The sequence below is a fragment of the Phenylobacterium sp. genome, from assembly GCF_030697925.1.
In the GTDB taxonomy this organism is placed as follows: Bacteria; Pseudomonadota; Alphaproteobacteria; order Caulobacterales; family Caulobacteraceae; genus Phenylobacterium.
The window spans coordinates 30,226-51,523 of the sequence record NZ_JAUYOJ010000102.1 but is presented as its reverse complement, the minus strand read 5'-3'; the positions used below and the strand labels follow the sequence as shown (position 1 = coordinate 51,523).

Below are 21,298 nucleotides of genomic sequence, written 5' to 3'. Positions count from 1 at the left end.
CGATCATGAAACGTCCGGTCCAGGCGGGATTCACCTGTGGTTAAGCAAGACCGGCGCCAGGACGGGTGGGACTGATGGCGCTGTTCTTCGACGCCGCCTGGTTCGAGGAAAGACTGGCCGAACGCGGTCTGACGCGGCGGGTCATGGCCGCCGCCGCCGGGTTGAGCGAGGCCGAGTTGGCGCTCGCCTTCAAGGACCAGCGGGAACTTTCCGCCGAGGAGGTGGGCATTTTCGCCGACCTGCTGGGGGTGCCTGCCGCCGAAGTGGCGCGCAATGCAGGGGTCTCCACCCCTGTGCCCGGCCAGGAGGACCTGACCGGGCGGGTCGCGGCCCTGGAGCGGCGGGTCGCGAGCCTGGAGGCGGAATTGGCGCGGCTGAAGGGGCGTTAGGCGTTCAACGTCTTCTGCATGAAGATGCGGGGGAACACCGGCGCCGGGCCGTCGATCTGTCCGAACACCGAGAATCCGAGCCGCTCGTAGAATGGCCGCGCCTGGAAGGCGTAGGTATCCAGCCACATTTGGCGGCAACCGCGGGCGACCGCCTCGGCCTCCGCTCGGGACATCAGCTCGGAGCCCTGTCCCCGGCCGCGCGCGCTTTCGGGTACGACCACGAGGCCGACATAGAACGAACCCCAGAGTGACAGCCCCCAGAGGCCGCCCAGAACCTCGGCGCTGTCCGGTTGGGTGATGGTGAGCGCGAATGGAACGCCCTGGGCGTCGCCGATTGTCTTCTGGTTGAAGGCGAGCAGCGGGCCCCAGATGGGCATGTAGGCGTCGTCAGGCCGGTCGGCCTGCTGGATGACAAAGTTCATGATGATGTCCTGAATGGCGGCCGCGAGGGCCGCTTGGAAGGGATTGGCGAGTCAAACGACATCGCGCGGACGCCTGGCGCCTCGCTTGCGACCTCGGCCTGCGACGTCCGCGTCCAGGCGCGGCGTTAGACGGCGACGAATCCCTTCATGGCCGCGATCTTATCAGATCTCGGTCTTGGTCACCCCGCCCTTGCGGGCGCGGCGGTCGGCGGGGCCGGACCATTCGGTCTTTGTGTAGACGCTGCGGGCCGCGCCCAGGGTCTCGGGGCCGCCGCGCAGGCCGCGCCGCTGGCCGTCCTGGCCGAGCAGCTGGGCGTTGAAGGCCGCGGCGCCCTCGGCGGAGCCGCCGGGCGGCGGGGTCGGGGCCGGATCGTAGATCGCCGGCACGCTGCGGTCCTCGACGTCCGGGGTGTCCTCGCGGTCGGACGTGTGCGGTCGCTGAGCGCGGCGCACCAGGTTGGATCGGCGGATGGGATCGATGGGCGAGCTCATGACGGCCTGAAGTCTAGGGCCCACGGGTTAAGCTAGCGTTTGGCGAGCTTCTCGATCTGGGCCTGCATCTCTTCCATCTGTTTTTTCAGCACGTTCAGCGTTTCGTCGGCCGCCGCGGGCGGGGCGTCCGGCTTGGCCGCGGGCGCCGCCTCGTCGCCGCGGGCGGCGTAGGAGAACGGCGAGAACATCTTCATCGCCCGGTCGAACATGGCCAGGTTCTGGCGGATGGTCTCGTCATAGGCCCCCATGCCGGTTCCGATCGGCAGGGCCGAGAACTGGGTGCGCAGGCGCTCCTGCTGTTCGGCGAAGGTGGCGAGCGACAGCTCCAGATAGCTGGGAAGGAAGGCCTGCATGGAGTTGCCGTAGAACCCGATCAGCTGGCGCAGGAACTGGATAGGTAACAGGTTCTGCCCGTCGCGCCCCTCTTCCTCGAAGATGATCTGGGTCAGGACGGTCCGCGTGATCTCCTCGCCGGTCTTGGCGTCATAGACCACGAAATCGACGCCCTGCTTCACCATCTCCGAGAGGTGGTCCAGCGTGACGTACGAGGAAGAGGCGGTGTTGTAGAGCCGCCGGTTCGCATATTTCTTGATGACGACACGTGTGTCGTCGGCCTTCCCATGTTGGGTGTCGACCATATCAAACCCTTTGCCGGGCCTCCTCCCCACGAGGTGCGCCGCACTCTTGCACCGCAGTATCGCGGATGCGAGGGCGTTGGGAAAGCGGGCGCTCCAATCAGGCGAGCGATTTCACCCCCTTGCCCATCATCCGGCGTTTATCGATAGATAGAACTGCTTATCCCAGAAGGAGCCTCGCCATGACCGACGTCGTCATCGTCTCGGCCGCCCGCACGCCGGTCGGATCGTTCAATGGGGCGCTTTCCAGCCTGCCCGCCCATGAACTGGGCAAGGTCGCCATCCTTGCCGCCCTGGAGCGCGCCGGCGTCGCGGCGGCCGATGTGGACGAGGTCATCATGGGCCAGGTGCTGCAGGCCGGCATGGGGCAGGGCCCCGCCCGTCAGGCCGCGGTCAATGCGGGCATCCCGGTGGAGAGCCCGGCCTGGAGCCTGAATCAGCTGTGCGGCTCGGGCCTGCGGGCCGTGGCTCTCGGCGCCCAGCAGATCGCCGACGGCTCGGTGGATATCGTCATCGCCGGCGGCCAGGAAAGCATGAGCCAGGCGCCGCACGCCGCCCACCTGCGCAGCGGGACCAAGATGGGCGACATCTCGTTCACCGACACCATGACCAAGGATGGCCTGATCGACGCCTTCCACGGCTACCACATGGGCCAGACCGCCGAGAACATCGCCGCCCGCTGGCAGATCACCCGCGAGGACCAGGACCAGTTCGCCGTCGCCAGCCAGAACAAGGCCGAGGCCGCCCAGAAGGCCGGCAAGTTCACCGGCGAGATCGCGCCGGTCACCATCAAGGGCCGCAAGGGCGACACGGTGGTCGACCAGGACGAATACATCCGCCACGGGGCGACCCTGGAGAGCGTCTCGGGCCTGCGCCCGGCCTTCAACAAGGAAGGTTCGGTCACCGCGGCCAACGCCTCGGGCCTCAATGACGGGGCCGCGGCCCTGGTGCTGATGAGCGCCGACGAGGCCAAGAAGCGCGGCCTGAAGCCGCTGGCCCGCATCGCCTCCTGGGCCTCGGCCGGGGTGGACCCCGAGATCATGGGCACCGGTCCCATTCCCGCCAGTCGCAAGGCGCTGGAAAAGGCGGGCTGGGCGATCGGCGACCTGGACCTCATCGAGTCCAACGAGGCCTTCGCCGCCCAGTCGATCTGCGTGGTGCGCGACCTGGGCCTCGACCCCGCGAAGGTGAACGTGAACGGCGGCGCCATCGCCATCGGCCATCCCATCGGCGCGTCGGGCGCGCGGATCCTGACCACGCTGGTCCACGAGATGAAGCGTTCGGGAGCCAAGAAGGGCCTGGCGACGTTGTGTGTCGGCGGGGGCATGGGCGTGGCCATGTGCGTCGAAGCGGTTTGACCTGAGCGCCGGATCAACCGACGCCGATTTTTGAAAGCGGGAGGCGACTATGGCCAGAGTGGCGTTCGTCACGGGCGGGACACGCGGCATCGGCAGGGCGATCTGCGAACGGCTCAAGGCCGACGGCATGCAGGTCGCCGCCGGCTATTCCGGCAATGAGGAGGCGGCCGTCGCCTGCGCCAAGGAACTTGGCGTCATGGTCGTCAAGGGCAATGTCGGGGTGTTCGACGACTGCAAACGCGCGGTCGACGACGTCACCGCCGAGCTCGGACCCATCGACATCCTAGTTAACAACGCCGGCATCACGCGCGACGGGGTGTTTCACAAGATGTCGCCGGAACAGTGGTCGGACGTTGTCCGAGTCAACATGGACTCGGTCTTCAACATGACCCGCCAGGTGATCGAGGGGATGCGCGAGCGCTCCTGGGGCCGGATCATCAACATCTCGTCGAACAACGGCCAGAAGGGCCAGATGGGCCAGACCAACTATTCGGCCGCCAAGGCCGGGGTGATCGGCTTCACCAAGGCGCTCGCCCTGGAGAACGCCCGCAAGGGCGTCACCGTGAACTGCATCGCTCCCGGCTATATCGACACCGAGATGGTGCAGGCGGTGCCTGAGAACGTGCTGGCCAGCATCATCGCCCAGATCCCGGTGGGACGCTTGGGCAAGGGCGAGGAAATCGCCGACATGGTGGCCTTCCTGGCCGGTGAGCACGCCGGTTATGTGACGGGTTCGACCCTCTCGCTCAACGGCGGCCAGTACATGGCGGGCTAAAGCTTGGCGGTTCTAGTCCAAAAAGAGCCGCAGTCGCGGAGCATCTGCTTCCCGTGATGGCGAGCGATAGACCGGCGCATGCGTACCTGCCCTTCGTCGTCGCGGCGCTCGCCGCGGCGGGAAGCCTTGCGTGCGCCTCGCCCGCCTTGGCCGGACCCGAGGTTCTGCGCCAGGGCCTGTTCGGTGATCGGCCGTCTCCCGGACGCAGCGTCAGTCCTCCTGTGGCGCGATATGTCAGCCAGGACGGCGACGGCTTCGTCCTGGACCGCAGCCAGCCCCGCGCCTTCCTGAAGTTCGACGATAGTCCCGAGGTCTGGGCCCTGCACCCGCAGCCCGCCCCGCGCGGCGATGTGATCTACAAGAACGACCTGGGTGAGCCGATGCTGCGGGCCACCCGCTTGGGTGGCCTCACCGTCTTCACCCCGGAGCGGCCCGGCGGCTCTCCCGCGGCGCTGTCGGGCGGCGGGACGACCCTGCGCCTGCCGGCGATGGGGCCGCAGGCCCTGCTGGAGCGCCTGGCCCAGGCCAGCTTCAAGGCCACCCGCGCGGCGCGGCGCCTGATCCCCTTCGAGGCCGACGCCACGCCGGCCTCCTCGGCGGTGGTGGCCGACGCGGCCATGGTTGCGGCCGAGGCCGTGGTCCGCATATCGCGCCGCCCGGACGGCAAGGGCCTGCTGGCCCGCCTGAAGAAGGTGAAGCTGGTGGAGGGCCGCAAGCCGTCGGCCGTGCTGCACGGCAATGAGATGCGTATCACCGTCTCGGCCGCCGACGGACTCGCCGGCCGCCCCTCGTCCGACAAGATCATGGTGGCGGCCGGCTCGCGGTAGCCGCGTAATCGCTGATCATATTTCGTGTTACGTCGGCGTTCGCAGCGCCTAAGATCGGGCCAGGATCCGGCGACGGGGGTATGTCAGCGTTGGGCAAGGCCGATACGTCGCCCCTGATGGCCGATCCACCGTTCCGCGCGCTCGCCGACACCATGGCGCTCGGCATGGCGTTCCAGATGCTGGTGGCGCCTGGCGGCGTCCCGCGACGCTTCATCTTCGTGTCCGAGAGCTGCCAGGCCCTGAACGGGGTGAGCGCCGCCGAGGCCCTGGCCGATCCCAACGCGCTTTATCGGCTGATCATGCCGGAGTCCCGCGAGCGCATGACCCAGGCGGAAACCCAGGCCTCGGCCCGGGGCGGCACGTTCGACGTCGAGCTGACCTTCAAGCTGCCCAACGGCGAGATTCGCTGGAACCGCATCGCCGCGACCCGCCGCGCCGTTCCGTGGCCGGATGGTTCGATCCTCTGGGACGGCATCCAGATTGACATCACCGAACGCAAGCGCGCGGAGTTGGAGCTGGAGGAGCAGCGCAGTCACCTGGCCCTGGCCGTCGAAGCCACCGGCCTGGGCTTCTGGCGGTGGGAGCCGGCGGGCGATCGGCTGATCTGGTCGGAGCGCAACCGGGCCTTGTTCGGCCTGCCGCCGGACGCGCCCGTGGATATTACGCGCTACATGGAGGCCGTGCATCCCGACGACCGTGAACACATCCGCCAGGCCTATCGCGAGGCGCGCGACCGGCCGGAGGGCGGCGATTTTTCCATGGAATTTCGAGCGGTCGCCCCGGACGGCCGCATCCGCTGGATCCTGGCCCACGCCCGGCTGGCGATCCGGCCCGACGGCTCGCCCCTGGTGGTCGGCACGTCTCTGGATGTCACTGAACGCCGCGCCGCCGAGGAACGCCAGGCCCTGCTGACGCGGGAGATGGCGCACCGGGCGAAGAATGGCCTGGCCATCGTCATGGCCATCGCCAGCCAGACGGCCCGCAACGCGACCTCGGTTCAGCAGTATGCCGATCTGCTGACCGCCCGGTTGTCGGCCATGGCCCAATCCCAGGACCTGATCACCGAGGGTGGCGGCGGGCCGCTGCGTTTCGCCGACGTGTTGCGCAAGGTCCTGACCCCGTTCGGCCTGGCGCGCTTCGACCTCGACCCCGACCTGGACGCGGTGGTGCTCAGCGCCGACGTTGGGGCCGGCGCGGCCCTGCTGGTCCATGAGATGGCCACCAACGCGGTCAAGTACGGCGCATTGAGCGTCGAGGCCGGCCGCGTGAGCGTTCGCCGGACGGCCCTGGACCCCGGCCTGGCGCGGATCGAATGGCGCGAGATCGGCGGCCCCGCGCCGCGGGCCTCCAGCAAGCCCGGCTTCGGCACGCGGCTGATGCAGGCGGCCCTGCGCAACCAGGGCGGCAAGGTGGAGCCGCGCTTCGAGCCCGACGGCTTCCAGGCCCTGCTGGAATTCCCCACCGTCGCCGGATGATCCCGCGATGCTGACCCTGCTCGCCTTCGCCATGGTGGCGAGCTTCATGACCCTGATCATGACCGGCCGGGTCTCGGCCCTGGTGGCCCTGATCGTCACCCCCGTGGCCTTCGGCCTGATGGCGGGGTTCGGGACCGAATTGGGGCCGATGATGCTGGAGGGAGTCAGGAGCCTGGCGCCCACCGGGGTCATGCTGGCCTTCGCCATCCTCTATTTCGGCCTGATGACCGATGCGGGCCTATTCGATCCCCTGGTGCGGCTGATCGTGCGCGTGGTGCACGGTGACCCCGTGCGGATCGTGGTCGGCTCGGCCGTCCTTGCCCTGCTGGTCTCCATGGATGGCGACGGCTCGACCACCTATCTGATCTGCTGCTCGGCGATGATCCCGCTCTACCGGCGGATGGGGCTCAATCCGCTGGTCCTGGCGTGCCTGCTGATGCTGGCCTGCGGAGTGACCAACATCACCCCCTGGGGCGGACCGACCGCGCGGGCGGCCAGCGCCCTGGGCCTGGAGCCCGCCGCCATCTTCGTCCCGATGATCCCGGCCATGCTGGTCGGCGCGGCCTTCGTCCTGTTCGTGGCCTGGGTGCTGGGCCGCGGTGAGCGCCGGCGGCTGCAGCATCTCTCCGCCGACGGACGGATCCATGCCCCGGGCGACGCGGAGCTGGCCGAGGACCTGGTCCGCGCCAACGACATGACCGAGCGGCCGCGGCTGATCTGGCTGAACGCCGCCCTGACGCTCGGCCTGCTCGCCGCCCTGGTGGCCGGTCTGCTGCCCCTGCCGGTGCTGTTCATGATCGCCAGCGCGCTCGCCCTGCTGCTGAACTATCCGTCGCTGGAGGCGCAGAAGGCGCGGATCGCCGCCCACGCGCCGAACATCCTGCCGGTGATCGTGCTGATCTTCGCCGCGGGCATCTTCACCGGCGTCCTGAACGGCACGGGCATGACGCAGGCCATGGCCGCCAGCGTGGTGGGCGCCATCCCGCCCGGCCTCGGTCCCCACATGGCGCCGATCACCGCCCTGATCTCGATGCCCTTCACCTTCTTCATCTCCAACGACGCCTTCTTCTTCGGCATCCTGCCGATCCTCAGCCAGGCGGCCGGCGCCTACGGGATCGCCCCCGAGGAGATGGCGCGGGCGGCGCTCACCAGCCAGGCCGTGCACCTGCTCTCGCCCCTGGTGCCTTCGACCTATCTGCTGGTGGGGCTGGTGCGGGTCGAACTCGCCCAGCACCAGAGGTTCACCCTACCCTGGGCGGCGGCGCTGAGCCTGGTCCTGCTCGCCTCGGTAATCGCCACGGGCGTGACGCCCTTTTCGCGCTAGGCTGGCGCGATGGCCGCACGCTCCCGCCTTATCCTCGTCCTTGTCGCAGGCCTCGCCAGCCTGGCGGTGACCGGTTGCAAGGCCGCCGCCCCGGCGCGCGACCCGCAGGCCCATCCCGGCCAGCTCGTGCGGCTGGCCGACGGGCGGCGGCTGAACCTGCGCTGTTCAGGCAAGGGCGGCCCCACCGTCCTGCTGGAAAGCGGCTTCGCGGCGACCTCGCTCGCCTGGTGGAAGGTCCAGCCGAAGATCGCCAAGACCAACCGCGTCTGTTCCTACGATCGCGCCGGCTATGGCTTCAGCGATGAAGGGCCCGCCCCGCGCGACGGCGCAGCCACGGCGCGCGACCTCGACCACGCCCTGAGGGTCGCCAAGATCCGTGGGCCCTTCATCCTGGTCGGCCACTCCGCCGGCGGGCTCTATGCGCGCCTGTTCGCCGACCGCCGGCCGCGCGACGTGGTCGGCATGGTGCTGGTCGACACCTCCGTCGAGTTCCAGGAGCAGAGGTTCGGCGCGGCTTTCGGAGCGGGCGCCGGCAGCCTGGCCGGCATCCGCCAGCGCGCCGCCCGTTGCCTGGAGGCCGCCGAGCGCAGGGCCCTGCCGTCCGATGATCGCGCCCTGGCCCGCTGCACGCCCAAGCCCCGCGACGGCCAGGCCGCCGACGTCGCCGATGCACGCATGGCCGAGGCGGTGAACCCCGCCAACTGGCGCACCCAGATCTCCGAACTCGACAGCCTGTGGACCACCACCTCGCGGACGGTGGCGGCGGGCCGCGCGTCGTACGGCGACATGCCCCTGATCGTGCTGACGGCGGGCGAGGCCTATGACGACGCGCCAGAACCCGGACGGACGATGGTCAGGGCTTTCTGGACGACCCTGCACCAGGAGGTGGCCGCGCGTTCGACCCGCGGCGCGCAGCGGTCGGTGGCGAAGTCATCGCACATGATGATGTTCGACCAGCCCGACGCCATCGTGGCGGCCGTCGCCGAGGTTTCGGCGACGTCCAAGGCCGGGCGCCCTTAGAATTCCTCCGCTTGCGGCGGGACCGGCCGACCCACTAGGATTCAAGCAACAGATAGGGGAGGGCGCTTGATGGCCTTCAAGCTCAACGTCAACGGCAAGTCGCTGTCGGCCGATGTGGACGGCGACACGCCGCTGCTGTGGGTGCTGCGCGACAGCCTCGGCATACTGGGGCCAAAGTACGGCTGCGGGATCGGCCAGTGCGGCGCCTGCACCGTGCACGTGGACGGGACGCCGGTGCGCTCCTGCTCCCTGCCGGTCGAGAGCGTCGGCGCCGGCAAGGTGGTGACCATCGAGGGCATCGGCGCCGACCCGGTGGGCAAGAAGGTGCAGGCCGCCTGGAGCGCGCTGGACGTGGCCCAGTGCGGTTACTGCCAGCCCGGCCAGATCATGTCGGCCACCGCCCTGCTGAAGGGCAAGGCCAAACCCAATGACGAGGACATCGACGCGGCGATGAGCGGCAACATCTGCCGCTGCGCCACCTATGTCCGCATCCGGGCGGCCATCAAACAGGCCTCCGGCCAGAAGGCGCAGGCGTAGTCATGGCCGACGGAACCTTCCTATCCGCCTCGCGGCGCGACGTGCTCAGGACCGGCGCGGCGGCCGGCGGCGGGCTGCTGCTGGGCTTTTCCATGGCCGGCAAGGGCGCGGCCCAGGCCGCGACCGCCAAACTCAACACCTATGTCTCCATCGCCCCGGACGGCGCGGTGTCGATCATGGCCAAGAACCCGGAGATCGGGCAGGGCATCAAGACCTCGCTGCCGATGATCATCGCCGAGGAGCTGGACGTCGACTGGAGTCAGGTAAAGAGCGTCCAGGCGCCCTCTGACCCGGCTCTCTACGGTCGCCAGTTCGCCGGCGGCAGCGCCGCGACGCCGCTGCACTGGGACGAACTGCGCCGGGTGGGCGCAGCGGGCCGCGCCATGCTGGTGGCCGCCGCCGCCCAGGGTTGGGGCGTGTCCGCCGCCGACTGCACGACGGCTTCGGGGGTGGTGCATCACAGGGCCTCGGGCCGCAAGGCGACCTACGGCTCGCTGGCCGCCAAGGCCGCGACCCTGCCGGCGCCGGACCTGAAGACCCTGACCCTCAAGGATCCCAGGGACTACAAGATCATCGGGCGCTCGATCGCCCAGGTGGACACCCCGTCCATCGTCACGGGCAAGCCGCTGTTCGGCATCGACGTGGTCGTGCCGGGCATGCTGTTCGCCACCTTCGAGAAGGCGCCGGTGTTCGGCGCCAAGGTGGCCAGCGCCAATCTCGAGGCCGCCAAGGCGGTCAAGGGCGTGCGCCACGCCTTCGTGGTCGAGGGCGGGACGGCTCTGGACGGTCTGCTGCCCGGTGTGGCGGTGGTGGCCGACAGCTGGTGGGCCGCCCGCAAGGGCCGCGACAAGCTGGACATCAAGTGGGCGGCGCATCCGACGTCGGGCCAGTCCTCGGCGGGATTCGCGGCCAAGGCCGTGGAGCTCTCCAAGGGCGCGCCGCTGCGCACCGAGCGCAATGACGGCGATGTCGACGGCGCCCTGAAGAGCGCGGCCAAGACGGTGGAGGCGGCCTACGCCTATCCCTTCATCTCCCACGCCAATCTGGAGCCGCAGAACTGCACGGCCCAGGTCAAGGACGGCAAGGTGGAGATCTGGGCGCCGACCCAGAACCCGCAGCCCGGCCGCGAGCTGGTGGCCAAGGCGCTCGGCGTCGCCAATGACGACGTCTACATCCATATGATCCGTTGCGGCGGCGGGTTCGGGCGACGGCTAAACAACGACTACATGGTCGAGGCGGCCTTCATCGCCAAGCAGGTCGGCGCCCCGGTCAAGCTCCTGTGGACGCGTGAAGACGACATGCGCCACGACTTCTATCGCCCGGCCGGCTGGCACTTCCTGCAGGGCGGCGTCGACGCCAAGGGCGACATCGTCGGCTGGAAGAACCATTTCGTGTCGCTGGGCGAGAACGGCCAGTTCGCCCGCTCGGCCGGCATGGCGGCGCACGAGTTTCCGGCCCGCTTCGTGCCCAACTATCGCTACGACCTGTCGCTGATGCCCTGCGGCGTACCGACCGGGCCCCTTCGGGCCCCGGGCTCCAACGCCATCGCCTTCGTGGTGCAGTCCTTCATCGACGAACTGGCCCATGCGGCCGGCGCCGATCCGGTGGCCTTCCGCCTGAAGCTGCTGGGCGACAAGGGCATGGTCGGGACCCTGGGACGCGACGCCTATGACGCCGGCCGTATGGCCGGGGTGCTGAAGCTGGTCGCCGAGAAGTCGGGCTGGGGCCGCAAGCTGCCCAAGGGCTCGGGCCTGGGCGTGGCCTTCCACTTCAGCCACCTGGGCTATTTCGCTGAGGTGGTGGAGGTGAAGGTGGCCGGCGACGGGGCCGTCGAGCTGGTCAAGGTCTGGGTGGGCGTCGACGTGGGCCGCCAGATCATCAACCCCTTCGGGGCGTTGAACCAGATCGAGGGCTCGATCCTGGACGGGCTCTCCGGGGCCATGACCCAGCAGATCGTCATCGAGAACGGCGCGGCCGTGCAGGCCAATTTCAACGACTATCCGTTGATGCGGATCGACGCCGCGCCGCCGATCGAGACCCACTTCGTGAAGTCGGACAACTCGCCGACCGGCCTGGGCGAACCGGCCATGCCGCCGGTGATCCCGGCCCTGTGCAATGCGATCTTCGCGGCGACGGGAAAGCGCATCCGCCAGCTGCCCATCGACACGGGGCTGCTCAAGAGCGTCTAGAGAGCCATAGACGGAGGCGCATGCGAGCGGGCAGTATCCAATCAAACAAGCGTTTGATGGGATGGATCCGTGAAGAAGCTTCTGATCGCCAATCGTGGCGAGATCGCCGTCCGGATCGCCCGCACCGCCGCCGAGATGGGGATCGCCACGGTGGCGGTCTACTCGCAGGACGACGCAGCCTCGCTCCACACCCGCAAGACCGACGAGGCCCTGGCGCTCAAGGGCTCCGGCCCCGCGGCCTATCTCGACGGGGCGCAGATCTTGGCGGCGGCCAAGGCGGCGGGCTGCGACGCCATTCATCCAGGCTACGGCTTCCTGTCGGAGAACGCCGCCTTCGCCCGCGCCTGCGCGGAAGCCGGCGTGATCTTCATTGGGCCATCTCCCGAGACCTTGGAGCTGTTCGGCGACAAGGGCGCCGCCCGGGCGCTCGCGGCGCGCTGCGACGTGCCGATCCTGCCTGGCACCTCCGGCGCCACCAGCCTGGCCGAGGCCCAGACCTTCCTGGCCGGCCTGGGCGAGGGCGGGGCGGTGATGGTCAAGGCCGTGTCCGGCGGCGGTGGGCGGGGCATGCGCCCGGCGCGATCGGCGGCGGAACTGGCCGAGGCCTTCGAGCGCTGCGCCTCGGAGGCCCAGGCGGCGTTCGGCGACGGCTCGCTCTATGTCGAGGCCTTCATGGCCCGCGCCCGCCACATCGAGGTGCAGATCGTCGGCGACGGCCAGGTGGTCTCCCACCTCTGGGACCGCGAATGCAGCCTGCAGCGCCAGCGCCAGAAGGTCATCGAGATCGCTCCGGCCGACACCCTGCCGATGGAGACCCGCGAGCGGCTGTTCGAGGCCGCCGTGGTCCTGGGCCGCGCGGCCCGCTACCGCAATCTCGGCACCGTGGAGTTCCTAGTGGAGGGCGAGCGCATCGTCTTCATCGAGGCCAATCCGCGCCTGCAGGTCGAACACACCGTCACCGAGGAGGTCACCGGCCTCGATCTCGTCCGTATACAGATCGAAGTGGCGGGCGGCCGCTCCCTGGCCGACCTCGGCCTGACCCAGGCGCAGGTTCCCAACCCGCGTGGCGTGGCGGTCCAGGCGCGGGTCAATCTCGAGACCATGTCCGCCGATGGCTCGGCCAAGCCCTCGGGCGGGGTGTTGTCCGCCTTCGAGCCGCCCTCGGGGCCCGGAGTGCGGGTCGACGGGTTCGGCTATGCCGGCTACCGCACCAGCACCCGGTTCGACAGCCTGCTGGCCAAGCTGATCGTCCATGCCGGGTCGGGCGGCCTGCCGGTCGCCGTGGCCAAGGCGCGCCGCGCCCTGTCGGAATTCAAGATCGTCGGGTCGGCGACCAATATCGGCTTCCTGCAAAGCCTGCTGGCGCACCCCGCGGTCGCCGCGGGCGAGGTCCATACCCGCTTCATCGAAGAAGCCATGGGCGAACTCGCCGCCGCGGCCGAGGCGCCCAGGCTCTATTTCGAGGCTGCGGCGGGGGCGGCCCAGGCCAAGCGCGCCGGGGCGGCGGTGGACGCCAGCGATCCCCTGGCGGTCCTCCACCATGGTAAGGCCGAAGCGGTCGCCCCGGACGACGACGAGGAGCCGGAAGGTCCGGAGGGCACCCAGGCCCTGCGCGCGCCGCTGCAGGGCACGGTGATCGGCCTCTCGGTGGCGGTGGGCGACACCGTCCTGGCCGGCCAGCCGCTGTTCGTCATGGAAGCCATGAAGATGGAGCACGTCATCGCCGCCGAGGTCTCCGGCGTGGTGCGCGAGATCACGGTGGCCGAGGGCGACACGGTGTTCGAGGACCATCCCCTGGCCTTCCTGGAGCCGGTGCAGATCGAGGGCGGCGGCCGGGTGGAGGAGGAGGTCATCGACCTCGACTTCATCCGCCCCGACCTGGCCGAGGTGCTGGACCGCCACGCGCGGACCCTGGACGCCGCCCGCACCGAGGCCACCGCCCGGCGGCGGAAGACCAAGCAGCGGACCACGCGGGAGAACGTCGAGGACCTGCTCGATCCCGGCAGCTTCACCGAATACGGCTCCCTGGTGGTGGCCGCGCGCCGCCGCCGCAACACCCTGGACGAGCTGATCGCCCAGACCCCGGCCGACGGCATGATCATGGGGCTGGGCTCGGTCAATGGCGCGATGTTCGCCGAGGACAGGGCCCGGGTCGCGGTCATGGCCTATGACTACACGGTGCTGGCCGGCACCCAGGGCGGGCACAATCACGAGAAGCTCGACCGGATGAGCGAGATCGCCCTGCGCTGGCGCGTGCCGACGGTGTTCTTCACCGAGGGCGGCGGCGGCCGGCCGGGCGACACCGAGGGCGGCGGCTTCGTCCGCGGCTTCGAGTTCTGGGGCCGGCTCTCCGGCGCCGTGCCGCTGGTCGGGATCAGTTCGGGCCGCTGCTTCGCCGGCAACGCCGCCATCCTCGGCTGCTGCGACGTGATCATCGCCACCAAGGACTCGGCCCTGGGCATGGGCGGCCCGGCCATGGTGGAGGGCGGCGGCCTCGGCGTCTTCCGGCCCGAGGAGATCGGCCCGATCAAGGTCATGCAGGCCAACGGCACGATCGACGTCCTGGCCGAGGACGAGGCCGACGCCGTGCGGCTGGCCAAGCAGTACATCTCCTATTTCCAGGGGCCGCTTGCCGAGTGGTCGTGCGCCGACCAGCGCCTGCTACGCCGCTCGATCCCGGAGAACCGTCTGCGGGTCTACGACATCCGCAAGGTCATCGAGCTGATCGCCGACACCGGATCGGTGCTGGAGCTGCGGCCCAAGTTCGGCCTGGCCATGGTCACCGCCTTCATCCGCATCGAGGGCCGCCCGGTCGGCGTCTTCGCCAACAATCCGCACCATATCGGCGGCGCCATCGATTCCGACGCCTCGGACAAGGCCGCGCGCTTCTTGCAGCTCTGCGAGGCCTTCGACATCCCGGTCCTGTCCCTGTCGGACACGCCGGGCAACATGGTGGGGCCCGAAGCCGAGAAGACTGGCCTGATCCGCCACTGCTCGCGGCTGTTCGTCATCGGGGCCAACCTGACGGTGCCGCTGTTCTCGGTGATCCTGCGAAAGAGCTACGGCCTGGGCGCCATCGCCATGACCGGCGGCAGCTACCAGGCTGCGATGTTCTGCGTCGCCTGGCCCACCGGCGAGTTCGGCGGCATGGGTCTGGAGGGCTCGGTCAAGCTCGGCTACCGCAACGAACTGGCGGCCATCGCCGATCCGGCCGCCCGCAAGGCCAAGTTCGACGAGATGGTCGCCGCCGCCTATGCCCGCGGCAAGGCCATGTCCCAGGCCACCAGCCCAGCCCTCGACGACGTCATCGACCCCGCCGACACCCGCCGCTGGATCGTCTCGGGCCTGAAGGCCCTGCCGCCGGTCCCGGCGCGGACCGAAAAGAAGCTGCGCTGGATCGACAGCTGGTGAGGCTGGTGACGGTCAGTTCCGTCCCAACAGCCTGGCGTCGAGGCTGAAAGGCTCGTTGGACACCAGGCGAAGGCCGACCGCCGCCGGATGCCGGGGATTGATCAGCGTGTTTCGTTCCTGAGGCACCACCACGCTCGGTACGGTGAGCGCCAAGCTCGCCATATCCGTCAGGAAGCGGTCGCCGATGGCCAGGCGCGCGCCATCATCCTCCGGTGTTTGCTCGATGTGCTCGATCGGGCCGGGGTCGGGGAGTTCGAGCGACAGCAGGCGGTAGTCGTCCGGCATCAGTTCGGGCGGCAGGTCGAGGTGGACCAACACCTCGAGGACCGCGAGGCTGGGACTGGCCGCCGCGTAGATCATCGGCCGCCCGGGACTGTTCCATCTGCCACCGAATAGGCGCGCGCCTTCGCCGTCGAGGGCCGTGAAGGCGGCCTTGGCCAGGCGGTGGACGATCAAGCCGCCAGGCCGTGGGCGATCTGCCCCAGCAGGGTCTCTACGCTACGGGCGCCGAGATCGGTGTCGGCCAGCGACAGCGGCGGCTGGCCGTCCAGGACGCGGTTTTCGCGGGCGAGCCAGGCCAGCGCCTTCCGCGGATCGCCGAAGGTTTCCTCGGCCGAGGCCACCAGCCGGACCAGCCGCAGCAAGCGGTCCGACTCGGCGGGGTCGAGCGGCTGGGCCGCGTCTTGCCGCCGCTTGAACGTCCGGCGCGGCAGCACATGGGCCTCTATGGAGCTGAAGCTCAGCTGGGAGAGTTCTAGGAAACGGTCGACCGCCTCTGTCGGGACGCCCCGGCGAACCAGGCGCACCACATCGAGGTCGCTGCGCAGCGGACCGGTGACACCCTCGCCGCCGAGCAGTTCCTGGATCTTAGCGACAGCGGCCATCAGGGGTTCCTGCAAAACGCCGGACTTCAATCGGCGTTTTGTAGGATGGGTGTGAAAGCGGCGAAAAGCAAGGATCTTCAGTGCGGCACATAGGTCCGCAGCACGTCCTCGATGATCCGTTCCAGTTGGCCCAGCGTGTTGCAGGTCTTGGCCACGTGGCAGAAGCGCTCGTAGCGGTGCATGACGCTATCGCCCTGGCTCCAGTAGCTCTCCGGCTCGGGATTGAGCCAGATCACCGAGCGGGCGCGCTTGTGGATCGTGGCCATCAGGTCCATGCGCGGGTCGGCGTAGTTGGACCGGCCGTCGCCCAGGAAGATCACCGTGGTGTGGCGGTCCACATGATCCAGGTGGTTCTCGCAGAAGTCTTCCAGCGACTTGCCGTAGTCGGTCTGCTGGAAGCCGATCTTACGCAGGACCTGGAAGATCGCCTGGTCCACATGCTCGTCGTCGAGGATGTCGTTGACGCTGATCAGGCGTCCAGAAAAGGCGTAGGCCTCCAGCCGGTCGACCACCTCGTTCAGCGAATAGAGGAAGCTCAGCAGGAACTGGGCCGCCGCCGCCACCGACTTGGACACGTCGCAAATGCAGACGATCGACGGCTTGTCGATCTTCTCGGTCTTCCAGAGGATCTCGAAGGGCATGCCGCCATAGGGCATGGATTTCCGCAGGGTCTTGCGGATGTCCATGTGGCCCTTGCGAGCCCGGTTGCGGCGGCGCGAATAGCGATCGGCCAGGCGCTTGGCCATCTTCCTGACCAGGGCCTGCATCATCGCCTGGTCGATCGGGTCGATGCCGCCCTCGGCGTTCAGGGCCTTCCGCGCCAGCAGCTCCTCGCGCAGCAACTTGCCGGAACCCGAGGCGTAGAGATCGTGCTGTCGCTCCACGTAGCGGGTCGCCTCGGCGGCCAGCCGGCGCTTGCCGGCCTCCAACCGGTCGGCCGCGTCGCCGCCGCCTTCGAGGCGCCTGGCGGCGGAGATGATCGCCTCGATCTCGGCCAGGCCCATCTCCTCCAGCAGCCGCCGGCTCATCCGCGAGCGCTGGGTGGTCAGCCGGATCTGCGAGACCTGGGCGCGTTCGGCGGCCTCTTCCATGGCCTGGGCCAGGCCCGTGGCGTCGCCCTGCATGATCATGCGGGTCAGCTCGGACTCCGCAGCCTCCGGCGGCAGGCCTTCCATCGGGTCGCCGTCGCCATGGTCCGGCGGCGGCTGGGCCGGCGTCAGGGCGTCGCGCGCGAAGAAGGTGTCGAACACGTCGTCGAACCGGACCACCTCGTCGGCGGTCTTGGCCAGCGTCGCGCAGAGCGCATCCTTGAACAGCTCGCGGTCGGAAAAGCCTACCGTCGCCACCGTGCGGTGGGCGTCGATGGCCTCGGCCGGCGAGACCTTCACATCCGCCGCGCGCAGGGCCCGGAAGAAGTCCTCCATGGCGTCCTGCATGGCCCTATCCCACCGGGCGGCGGATCAGCTCGACGATCTGCGGCTCCACCGCGGCGATGTCCTGCTCGAACTTCAGCAGGACGTTGAGGGTGTCGCGCACCACCTCGCCGTCCAGGCTCGACGCGTTGAGCAGGATCAGCGCCCGGGCCCAGTCCACGGTCTCGGAGATCGAGGGCGACTTGCGCAGGTCCAGCGTCCGCAGCGACTGGACGAAATCGACCAGCTGGGCGGCCAGTGTCGCCTCGATGTCCGGCACCCGGCTGGCGACGATCCGCCGCTCCAGGGCCGCGTCGGGCAGGGGGATGTGCAGGTGCAGGCAGCGGCGCTTCAGGGCGTCGCCCAGGTCGCGGACATTGTTGGAGGTCAGGAAGACCAGCGGCGGTGTCTTGGCCACCATCACGCCGAGCTCGGGGATGGAGACCTGGTAGGCCGACAGCACCTCCAGCAGGAAGGCCTCGAAGGCCTCGTCGGACTTGTCGATCTCGTCGATCAGCAGGACGCAGCCATTGTCCTCGCGCAGCGCCTTCATCAGCGGCCGCGGCTCCAGGAAGGGCTCGGAGAAGAACAGGTCGCCCATGCCGTGCAGCCGCTCCATGGCCGCGTCCATGTCCTTGGCGTCGGAGAGCTGCTCGCCCATCCGGTCCTTGAGGATCTGGGTGTAGAGGAGCTGCTTGCCGTACTTCCACTCGTAGAGGGCCTTGGACTCGTCCAGGCCCTCGTAGCACTGCATGCGGATCAGCGGCAGGCCGAGCAGGGTCGCCGTCGAGAGCGCCAGTTCGGTCTTGCCGACCCCGGCCGAACCCTCGACCAGGATGGGCTTCTGCAGGTGCACGGACATGTAGAGGGCCGTGGCGATGCGCTTGGAGGCGATGTAGCCGACATCGGCCAGCCCCTGGATCAGGGCGTCCACCGAGGCCAGGTGGTCGGTGGACGCGGCGGGGACCGCCACGGTCGGGGAAATGGTCAAAACCTGAAACTCTCAAATGTGGCGCGTAACCACGCCGGGACGTCTTTCAATCCGCCGAGTGTGCCAAGCGCGCGGGGTGCGGCGCAACCCCAATCCCCTGAAGGCGCTTGCAGCTATGCTTTACCGGGACTTCACACCCTTGGCCTAGCCTGCGGCCCATGCGTTTCCTCGCGACCCTCATCGCCGGGCTGCTGGCCGCCACGCCCGCCGCGGCCGGCGATCTGGCCGTCAGCCTGAAGACCGCCGCCGGCAAGCCGGTGGCGGACGCCGTGGTGATGGTCTCGCCCCAGTCCGGGGGCGCCGCGCCGAGGACGGCCGGACCCTACCGAATGGCCCAGCAGGGCATGCAGTTCAGCCCCTTCGTCCTGATCGTGCCGGTGGGCGCCGACGTGGCGTTCCCAAACTTCGACCCGGTGCTGCACCACGTCTATTCCTTCTCCGCGCCCAAGCCGTTCGAGCTGAAGCTGTACGGCCGCGACCAGACCCGCCATGTCCGCTTCGACAAGGCCGGGGTGGTGGCCGTGGGCTGCAACATCCACGACACCATGTCGGCCTTCATCCGGGTGGTCGACACGCCCTACGCCGTGAAGACCGACGCCGCGGGCGCGGCCCTGCTGACCGGCCTGCCGCCGGGCGGGGCGCGGCTCACCGTCTGGCATCCGTATCTCAAGACCGCGCGCAACGAGACGGCCCTGGCCGTGACGATCCCGGCCGCCGGCGCTGCGCGCCAGGCCCTGGTGGTCGAGCTGCGGACCCCACCCAAGCGGCATGGGACCTACTGACATGGCCTGGGTCGAGCCGATCGCGCGACGCCTGGCCGGCTTCCGTCGGCTGCGGACCAAGCTCACCGTGCTCTATGCCGGCCTGTTCGGCGTGGCCCTGCTGCTGGTCTCCGGCGCGATCTACTCGGCCATCTCCGGCGCCGCTCAGCGCCAGGTCCGTGACGAGCTGACCGCATCGGGCGCCGTGTTCGACCGGATATGGTCGCTGCGTACGGAACAGCTTCGGCAGGGCGTAGCCCTGCTGTCGCGCGATTTCGGCTTCCGCGAGGCCGTCGCCACCGGCGACGGCGCCACCATCGTCTCGGCCATGGAGAACCTGCGCCAGCGGCTGCAGCTCGACCTGGCCTTCATCGTCGGCGTCGACGGAACCATCACCGCCGCCGACCCCAAGGGCCTGAACCGCAGCGCCGACGCCCTGGTCGAGGCCATGTACGAGCAGGAGAGCCCGAGCGGGATATTCGTGCTGGACGGCATGCCCTACCAGATGATCGCCGCCCCGATCCTGTCGCCGGACCTGATCGGCTGGGTGGTGTTCGCCGCCCGCCTGGACCAGCGTGAGATGGAGGCCCTGGAGAAGTTGTCGGCCATTCCCCTCGACGCCAGCGTCATGCACCGGGCCGGCAAGGCCTGGAAATCGGAGCTGGCGGTCAGCGACCCGGCGGGGCTGGGCGGCTTCATCGACGGAGCCCTCACCGCGAAGTCCAAGGCGCCGCGGACCCTGGCGACGAAGGACGGCGCATCGCTGGTCCTGGTCAAGCCGCTGCGAACCCTGACCGGCAAGGCCGCTCTTGCCGACAAGCAGGGGGCCGTGCTGGTGCTCAGCTATCCCCTGGCCCGGGCTCTGGCGCCCTACAAGCCCTTGCTGGCCACCATTGGCGGGGTCGGGCTTCTGGGCCTGGTCCTGGTGGTGGCCGGGAGTTGGGGCCTGGCGCGCAGCGTCACCCGACCGATCTCGGCGCTCGCCACCGCCGCCAATCGGCTGCGGGAGGGCCAGGACAGCACGGTCGCCGTCGAAAGCCAGGACGAGATCGGCCACCTGGCCGAGAGTTTCAACGTCATGGCCACCGAGATCCGCGAACGTGAGCGGCGGATCACCCACCTGGCCCTGCATGATCCCGAGACCCACCTGCCCAACCGCCTGTCGCTGGAACAGGCCATCGAGACCCTGGCCGTCGCCGGGGGCGGAAGCCTCTATGTGGCCCTGCTAGGGGTCGACCGCTTCGCCCATGTGCGTGGCGCCATCGGCTACGCCCTGGCGGCCCAGGCGATCCGCGAGGTCGGCGAGCGGTTGGCCGGCCTGCAGCGCCAGGCCTTCGTGGCGCGGATCTCCACCGACGTGCTGGGCATGGCCTTCGAGGCGGCCGACGACGAGGCGGCCCAAGCGATGATGGCCCGCCTGCTCCGCGAGCTGGAGCAGCCTCTGCAGATCGGCGGTGACGCCATCGACGTGGCTCTGAGCGTCGGGCTCTCGGCCTTCGCCTCGGGCGAGCCCGGCGGGGCGGCCATCGAGCGGGCCAATATCGGCCTGGACCAGGCGCGGTCCGCCCGCAAGAAACTGGCCTTCTTCGACGCCGAGGCCTATGGCGACCCCTCCTCGAACCTGGCCCTGATGAGCGGCATGCTCTGGGCCCTGCGCTCGGGGCATATCGAGCTTTACCACCAGCCGAAATACGACCTGCGCGCCCGCGGCGTGAACGGCGTCGAGGGCCTGGTCCGCTGGCGCCATCCCACTCGTGGCATGCTGCGCCCCGACCTGTTCATCCCCATGGCCGAGGAGACCGGCCATATCCGCACCCTCACCGACTGGGTGCTGAAACAGGCTATCGCCGACCAGACCCGGATGGGCCGCGCCGGCCATCCCATCGAGGTGTCGGTCAATATCTCCGGCCGCCTGCTGGGTGACACCGACTTCGCCGACTTCGTCGACCGCACGGTGGGCGAAGCCTCGGGCAAGCTGTGCTTCGAGATCACCGAGACGGCGGTCATCGAGAACCCTGACATGGCCCTGGAGATCCTAGATCGCTTCCGCGCGGCCGGGATCAGCATCTCGATCGATGACTTCGGATCGGGCCTGTCATCCCTGGCCTATCTGAAGCAGATCAAGGGCCACGAGCTGAAGATCGACCGCTCGCTGATCACCGACCTGACCGAGAGCCAGCGCGACGCCCTGATCGTCCGCTCGACCATCGACCTGGCCCACAGCCTGGGCCTGAAAGTGACCGCCGAGGGGGTCGAGACCGCCAACGCCTTCCAACTGCTGGCGGCCATGGGGTGCGACAATGTGCAAGGCTATCTGATCGCCAAACCCATGCCGTTCAACGAACTCTTGATGTTTCTCAACGAAGATCGCGACACGGAACGCAGCTACGGCTGAC

The 21,298-nt window shown here is 69.2% G+C and carries 19 protein-coding genes; 12 read left to right on the top strand and 7 right to left on the bottom strand.

What is annotated here, in order from left to right; genetic code table 11:
- Positions 1-74 precede the first annotated feature (74 nt).
- Positions 75-389 carry a helix-turn-helix transcriptional regulator gene (locus Q8Q88_RS09915; protein WP_305675031.1) on the top strand — a complete coding sequence of 105 codons (315 nt, stop codon included), beginning with the start codon at positions 75-77 and terminating at the stop codon, positions 387-389.
- Here the strand turns inward: Q8Q88_RS09915 and Q8Q88_RS09910 are convergent.
- From Q8Q88_RS09910 to phaR, 3 genes are all read right to left on the bottom strand, one after another.
- Entirely contained in the window at positions 386-811 is a 426-nt protein-coding gene (locus Q8Q88_RS09910) for a GNAT family N-acetyltransferase (protein ID WP_305675030.1), read from the bottom strand. The two genes, Q8Q88_RS09915 and Q8Q88_RS09910, sit on opposite strands and share 4 nt — an antisense overlap.
- A gap of 162 nt (positions 812-973) precedes the next feature.
- Positions 974-1,303, bottom strand: coding sequence for a hypothetical protein (locus Q8Q88_RS09905; RefSeq protein ID WP_305675029.1), 330 nt, complete (start codon positions 1,301-1,303; stop codon positions 974-976).
- A gap of 32 nt (positions 1,304-1,335) precedes the next feature.
- Positions 1,336-1,941 carry a polyhydroxyalkanoate synthesis repressor PhaR gene (phaR, locus tag Q8Q88_RS09900; RefSeq protein ID WP_305675028.1) on the bottom strand — a complete coding sequence of 202 codons (606 nt, stop codon included), beginning with the start codon at positions 1,939-1,941 and terminating at the stop codon, positions 1,336-1,338.
- A 179-nt stretch (positions 1,942-2,120) separates the two neighbouring features.
- On the opposite strand from phaR, the gene Q8Q88_RS09895 reads away from it, so the two are divergent.
- The 9 genes from Q8Q88_RS09895 (at position 2,121) to Q8Q88_RS09855 (ending at position 14,854) form a co-directional block, all read left to right on the top strand.
- Complete coding sequence (locus Q8Q88_RS09895; RefSeq protein ID WP_305675027.1) at positions 2,121-3,296, top strand: acetyl-CoA C-acetyltransferase; 1,176 nt, start codon at positions 2,121-2,123, stop codon at positions 3,294-3,296.
- Between the two features lie 49 nt (positions 3,297-3,345).
- A complete protein-coding gene (locus Q8Q88_RS09890) occupies positions 3,346-4,071 on the top strand; it encodes a beta-ketoacyl-ACP reductase (RefSeq protein ID WP_305675026.1) in 726 nt (241 codons plus the stop codon).
- A gap of 56 nt (positions 4,072-4,127) precedes the next feature.
- The gene (locus Q8Q88_RS09885; protein ID WP_305675025.1) at positions 4,128-4,898 is read left to right on the top strand and encodes a DUF4908 domain-containing protein; all 771 of its coding nucleotides are present in this window, start codon (positions 4,128-4,130) and stop codon (positions 4,896-4,898) included.
- A gap of 80 nt (positions 4,899-4,978) precedes the next feature.
- Positions 4,979-6,373, top strand: coding sequence for a sensor histidine kinase (locus tag Q8Q88_RS09880; protein ID WP_305675024.1), 1,395 nt, complete (start codon positions 4,979-4,981; stop codon positions 6,371-6,373).
- A 7-nt stretch (positions 6,374-6,380) separates the two neighbouring features.
- Complete coding sequence (locus Q8Q88_RS09875) at positions 6,381-7,697, top strand: CitMHS family transporter (RefSeq protein WP_305675023.1); 1,317 nt, start codon at positions 6,381-6,383, stop codon at positions 7,695-7,697.
- A 9-nt stretch (positions 7,698-7,706) separates the two neighbouring features.
- A complete protein-coding gene (locus tag Q8Q88_RS09870) occupies positions 7,707-8,717 on the top strand; it encodes an alpha/beta fold hydrolase (RefSeq protein WP_305675022.1) in 1,011 nt (336 codons plus the stop codon).
- Positions 8,718-8,786: 69 nt separating this feature from the next.
- Positions 8,787-9,254, top strand: coding sequence for a (2Fe-2S)-binding protein (locus tag Q8Q88_RS09865; RefSeq protein ID WP_305675021.1), 468 nt, complete (start codon positions 8,787-8,789; stop codon positions 9,252-9,254).
- 2 nt (positions 9,255-9,256) lie between these two features.
- A complete protein-coding gene (locus Q8Q88_RS09860; protein WP_305675020.1) occupies positions 9,257-11,443 on the top strand; it encodes a xanthine dehydrogenase family protein molybdopterin-binding subunit in 2,187 nt (728 codons plus the stop codon).
- Between the two features lie 69 nt (positions 11,444-11,512).
- A complete protein-coding gene (locus Q8Q88_RS09855; protein ID WP_305675019.1) occupies positions 11,513-14,854 on the top strand; it encodes a carboxyl transferase domain-containing protein in 3,342 nt (1,113 codons plus the stop codon).
- A 12-nt stretch (positions 14,855-14,866) separates the two neighbouring features.
- Here Q8Q88_RS09855 and Q8Q88_RS09850 read toward each other — a convergent pair whose 3' ends face one another.
- The 4 genes from Q8Q88_RS09850 to Q8Q88_RS09835 form a co-directional block, all read right to left on the bottom strand.
- Positions 14,867-15,310 (bottom strand): RES family NAD+ phosphorylase, encoded by a 444-nt coding sequence (locus tag Q8Q88_RS09850; protein ID WP_305675018.1) that lies wholly within the window; start codon positions 15,308-15,310, stop codon positions 14,867-14,869.
- Positions 15,307-15,738 (bottom strand): antitoxin Xre/MbcA/ParS toxin-binding domain-containing protein, encoded by a 432-nt coding sequence (locus Q8Q88_RS09845; protein ID WP_305675017.1) that lies wholly within the window; start codon positions 15,736-15,738, stop codon positions 15,307-15,309. The genes Q8Q88_RS09850 and Q8Q88_RS09845 overlap by 4 nt, the downstream gene beginning before the upstream one ends.
- A gap of 77 nt (positions 15,739-15,815) precedes the next feature.
- Positions 15,816-17,174, bottom strand: a complete 1,359-nt coding sequence (locus tag Q8Q88_RS09840) for a VWA domain-containing protein (protein ID WP_305675016.1) — start codon at positions 17,172-17,174, stop codon at positions 15,816-15,818.
- Between the two features lie 4 nt (positions 17,175-17,178).
- Entirely contained in the window at positions 17,179-18,141 is a 963-nt protein-coding gene (locus Q8Q88_RS09835) for a MoxR family ATPase (RefSeq protein ID WP_305675015.1), read from the bottom strand.
- Positions 18,142-18,299: 158 nt separating this feature from the next.
- Here Q8Q88_RS09835 and Q8Q88_RS09830 point away from each other — a divergent pair, with 158 nt between their 5' ends.
- Both Q8Q88_RS09830 and Q8Q88_RS09825 read left to right on the top strand, forming a co-directional pair.
- On the top strand, positions 18,300-18,923 hold the full coding sequence (locus tag Q8Q88_RS09830) for a methylamine utilization protein (protein ID WP_305675014.1): 624 nt from the start codon (positions 18,300-18,302) through the stop codon (positions 18,921-18,923).
- Position 18,924: 1 nt separating this feature from the next.
- On the top strand, positions 18,925-21,297 hold the full coding sequence (locus Q8Q88_RS09825; protein ID WP_305675013.1) for a bifunctional diguanylate cyclase/phosphodiesterase: 2,373 nt from the start codon (positions 18,925-18,927) through the stop codon (positions 21,295-21,297).
- The last annotated feature ends 1 nt before the right edge of the window (position 21,298 follow it).

What these genes read in the sequence shown, in the direction of transcription:
- Q8Q88_RS09915 (WP_305675031.1), top strand. Translation starts at nt 75, where the DNA reads ATGGCGCTGTTCTTCGACGCCGCCTGGTTCGAGGAAAGACTGGCCGAA.
- Q8Q88_RS09910 (WP_305675030.1), bottom strand. Translation starts at nt 811, where the DNA reads ATGAACTTTGTCATCCAGCAGGCCGACCGGCCTGACGACGCCTACATG.
- Q8Q88_RS09905 (WP_305675029.1), bottom strand. Translation starts at nt 1,303, where the DNA reads ATGAGCTCGCCCATCGATCCCATCCGCCGATCCAACCTGGTGCGCCGC.
- phaR (WP_305675028.1), bottom strand. Translation starts at nt 1,941, where the DNA reads ATGGTCGACACCCAACATGGGAAGGCCGACGACACACGTGTCGTCATC.
- Q8Q88_RS09895 (WP_305675027.1), top strand. Translation starts at nt 2,121, where the DNA reads ATGACCGACGTCGTCATCGTCTCGGCCGCCCGCACGCCGGTCGGATCG.
- Q8Q88_RS09890 (WP_305675026.1), top strand. Translation starts at nt 3,346, where the DNA reads ATGGCCAGAGTGGCGTTCGTCACGGGCGGGACACGCGGCATCGGCAGG.
- Q8Q88_RS09885 (WP_305675025.1), top strand. Translation starts at nt 4,128, where the DNA reads ATGGCGAGCGATAGACCGGCGCATGCGTACCTGCCCTTCGTCGTCGCG.
- Q8Q88_RS09880 (WP_305675024.1), top strand. Translation starts at nt 4,979, where the DNA reads ATGTCAGCGTTGGGCAAGGCCGATACGTCGCCCCTGATGGCCGATCCA.
- Q8Q88_RS09875 (WP_305675023.1), top strand. Translation starts at nt 6,381, where the DNA reads ATGCTGACCCTGCTCGCCTTCGCCATGGTGGCGAGCTTCATGACCCTG.
- Q8Q88_RS09870 (WP_305675022.1), top strand. Translation starts at nt 7,707, where the DNA reads ATGGCCGCACGCTCCCGCCTTATCCTCGTCCTTGTCGCAGGCCTCGCC.
- Q8Q88_RS09865 (WP_305675021.1), top strand. Translation starts at nt 8,787, where the DNA reads ATGGCCTTCAAGCTCAACGTCAACGGCAAGTCGCTGTCGGCCGATGTG.
- Q8Q88_RS09860 (WP_305675020.1), top strand. Translation starts at nt 9,257, where the DNA reads ATGGCCGACGGAACCTTCCTATCCGCCTCGCGGCGCGACGTGCTCAGG.
- Q8Q88_RS09845 (WP_305675017.1), bottom strand. Translation starts at nt 15,738, where the DNA reads ATGGCCGCTGTCGCTAAGATCCAGGAACTGCTCGGCGGCGAGGGTGTC.
- Q8Q88_RS09840 (WP_305675016.1), bottom strand. Translation starts at nt 17,174, where the DNA reads ATGCAGGACGCCATGGAGGACTTCTTCCGGGCCCTGCGCGCGGCGGAT.
- Q8Q88_RS09830 (WP_305675014.1), top strand. Translation starts at nt 18,300, where the DNA reads ATGCGTTTCCTCGCGACCCTCATCGCCGGGCTGCTGGCCGCCACGCCC.
- Q8Q88_RS09825 (WP_305675013.1), top strand. Translation starts at nt 18,925, where the DNA reads ATGGCCTGGGTCGAGCCGATCGCGCGACGCCTGGCCGGCTTCCGTCGG.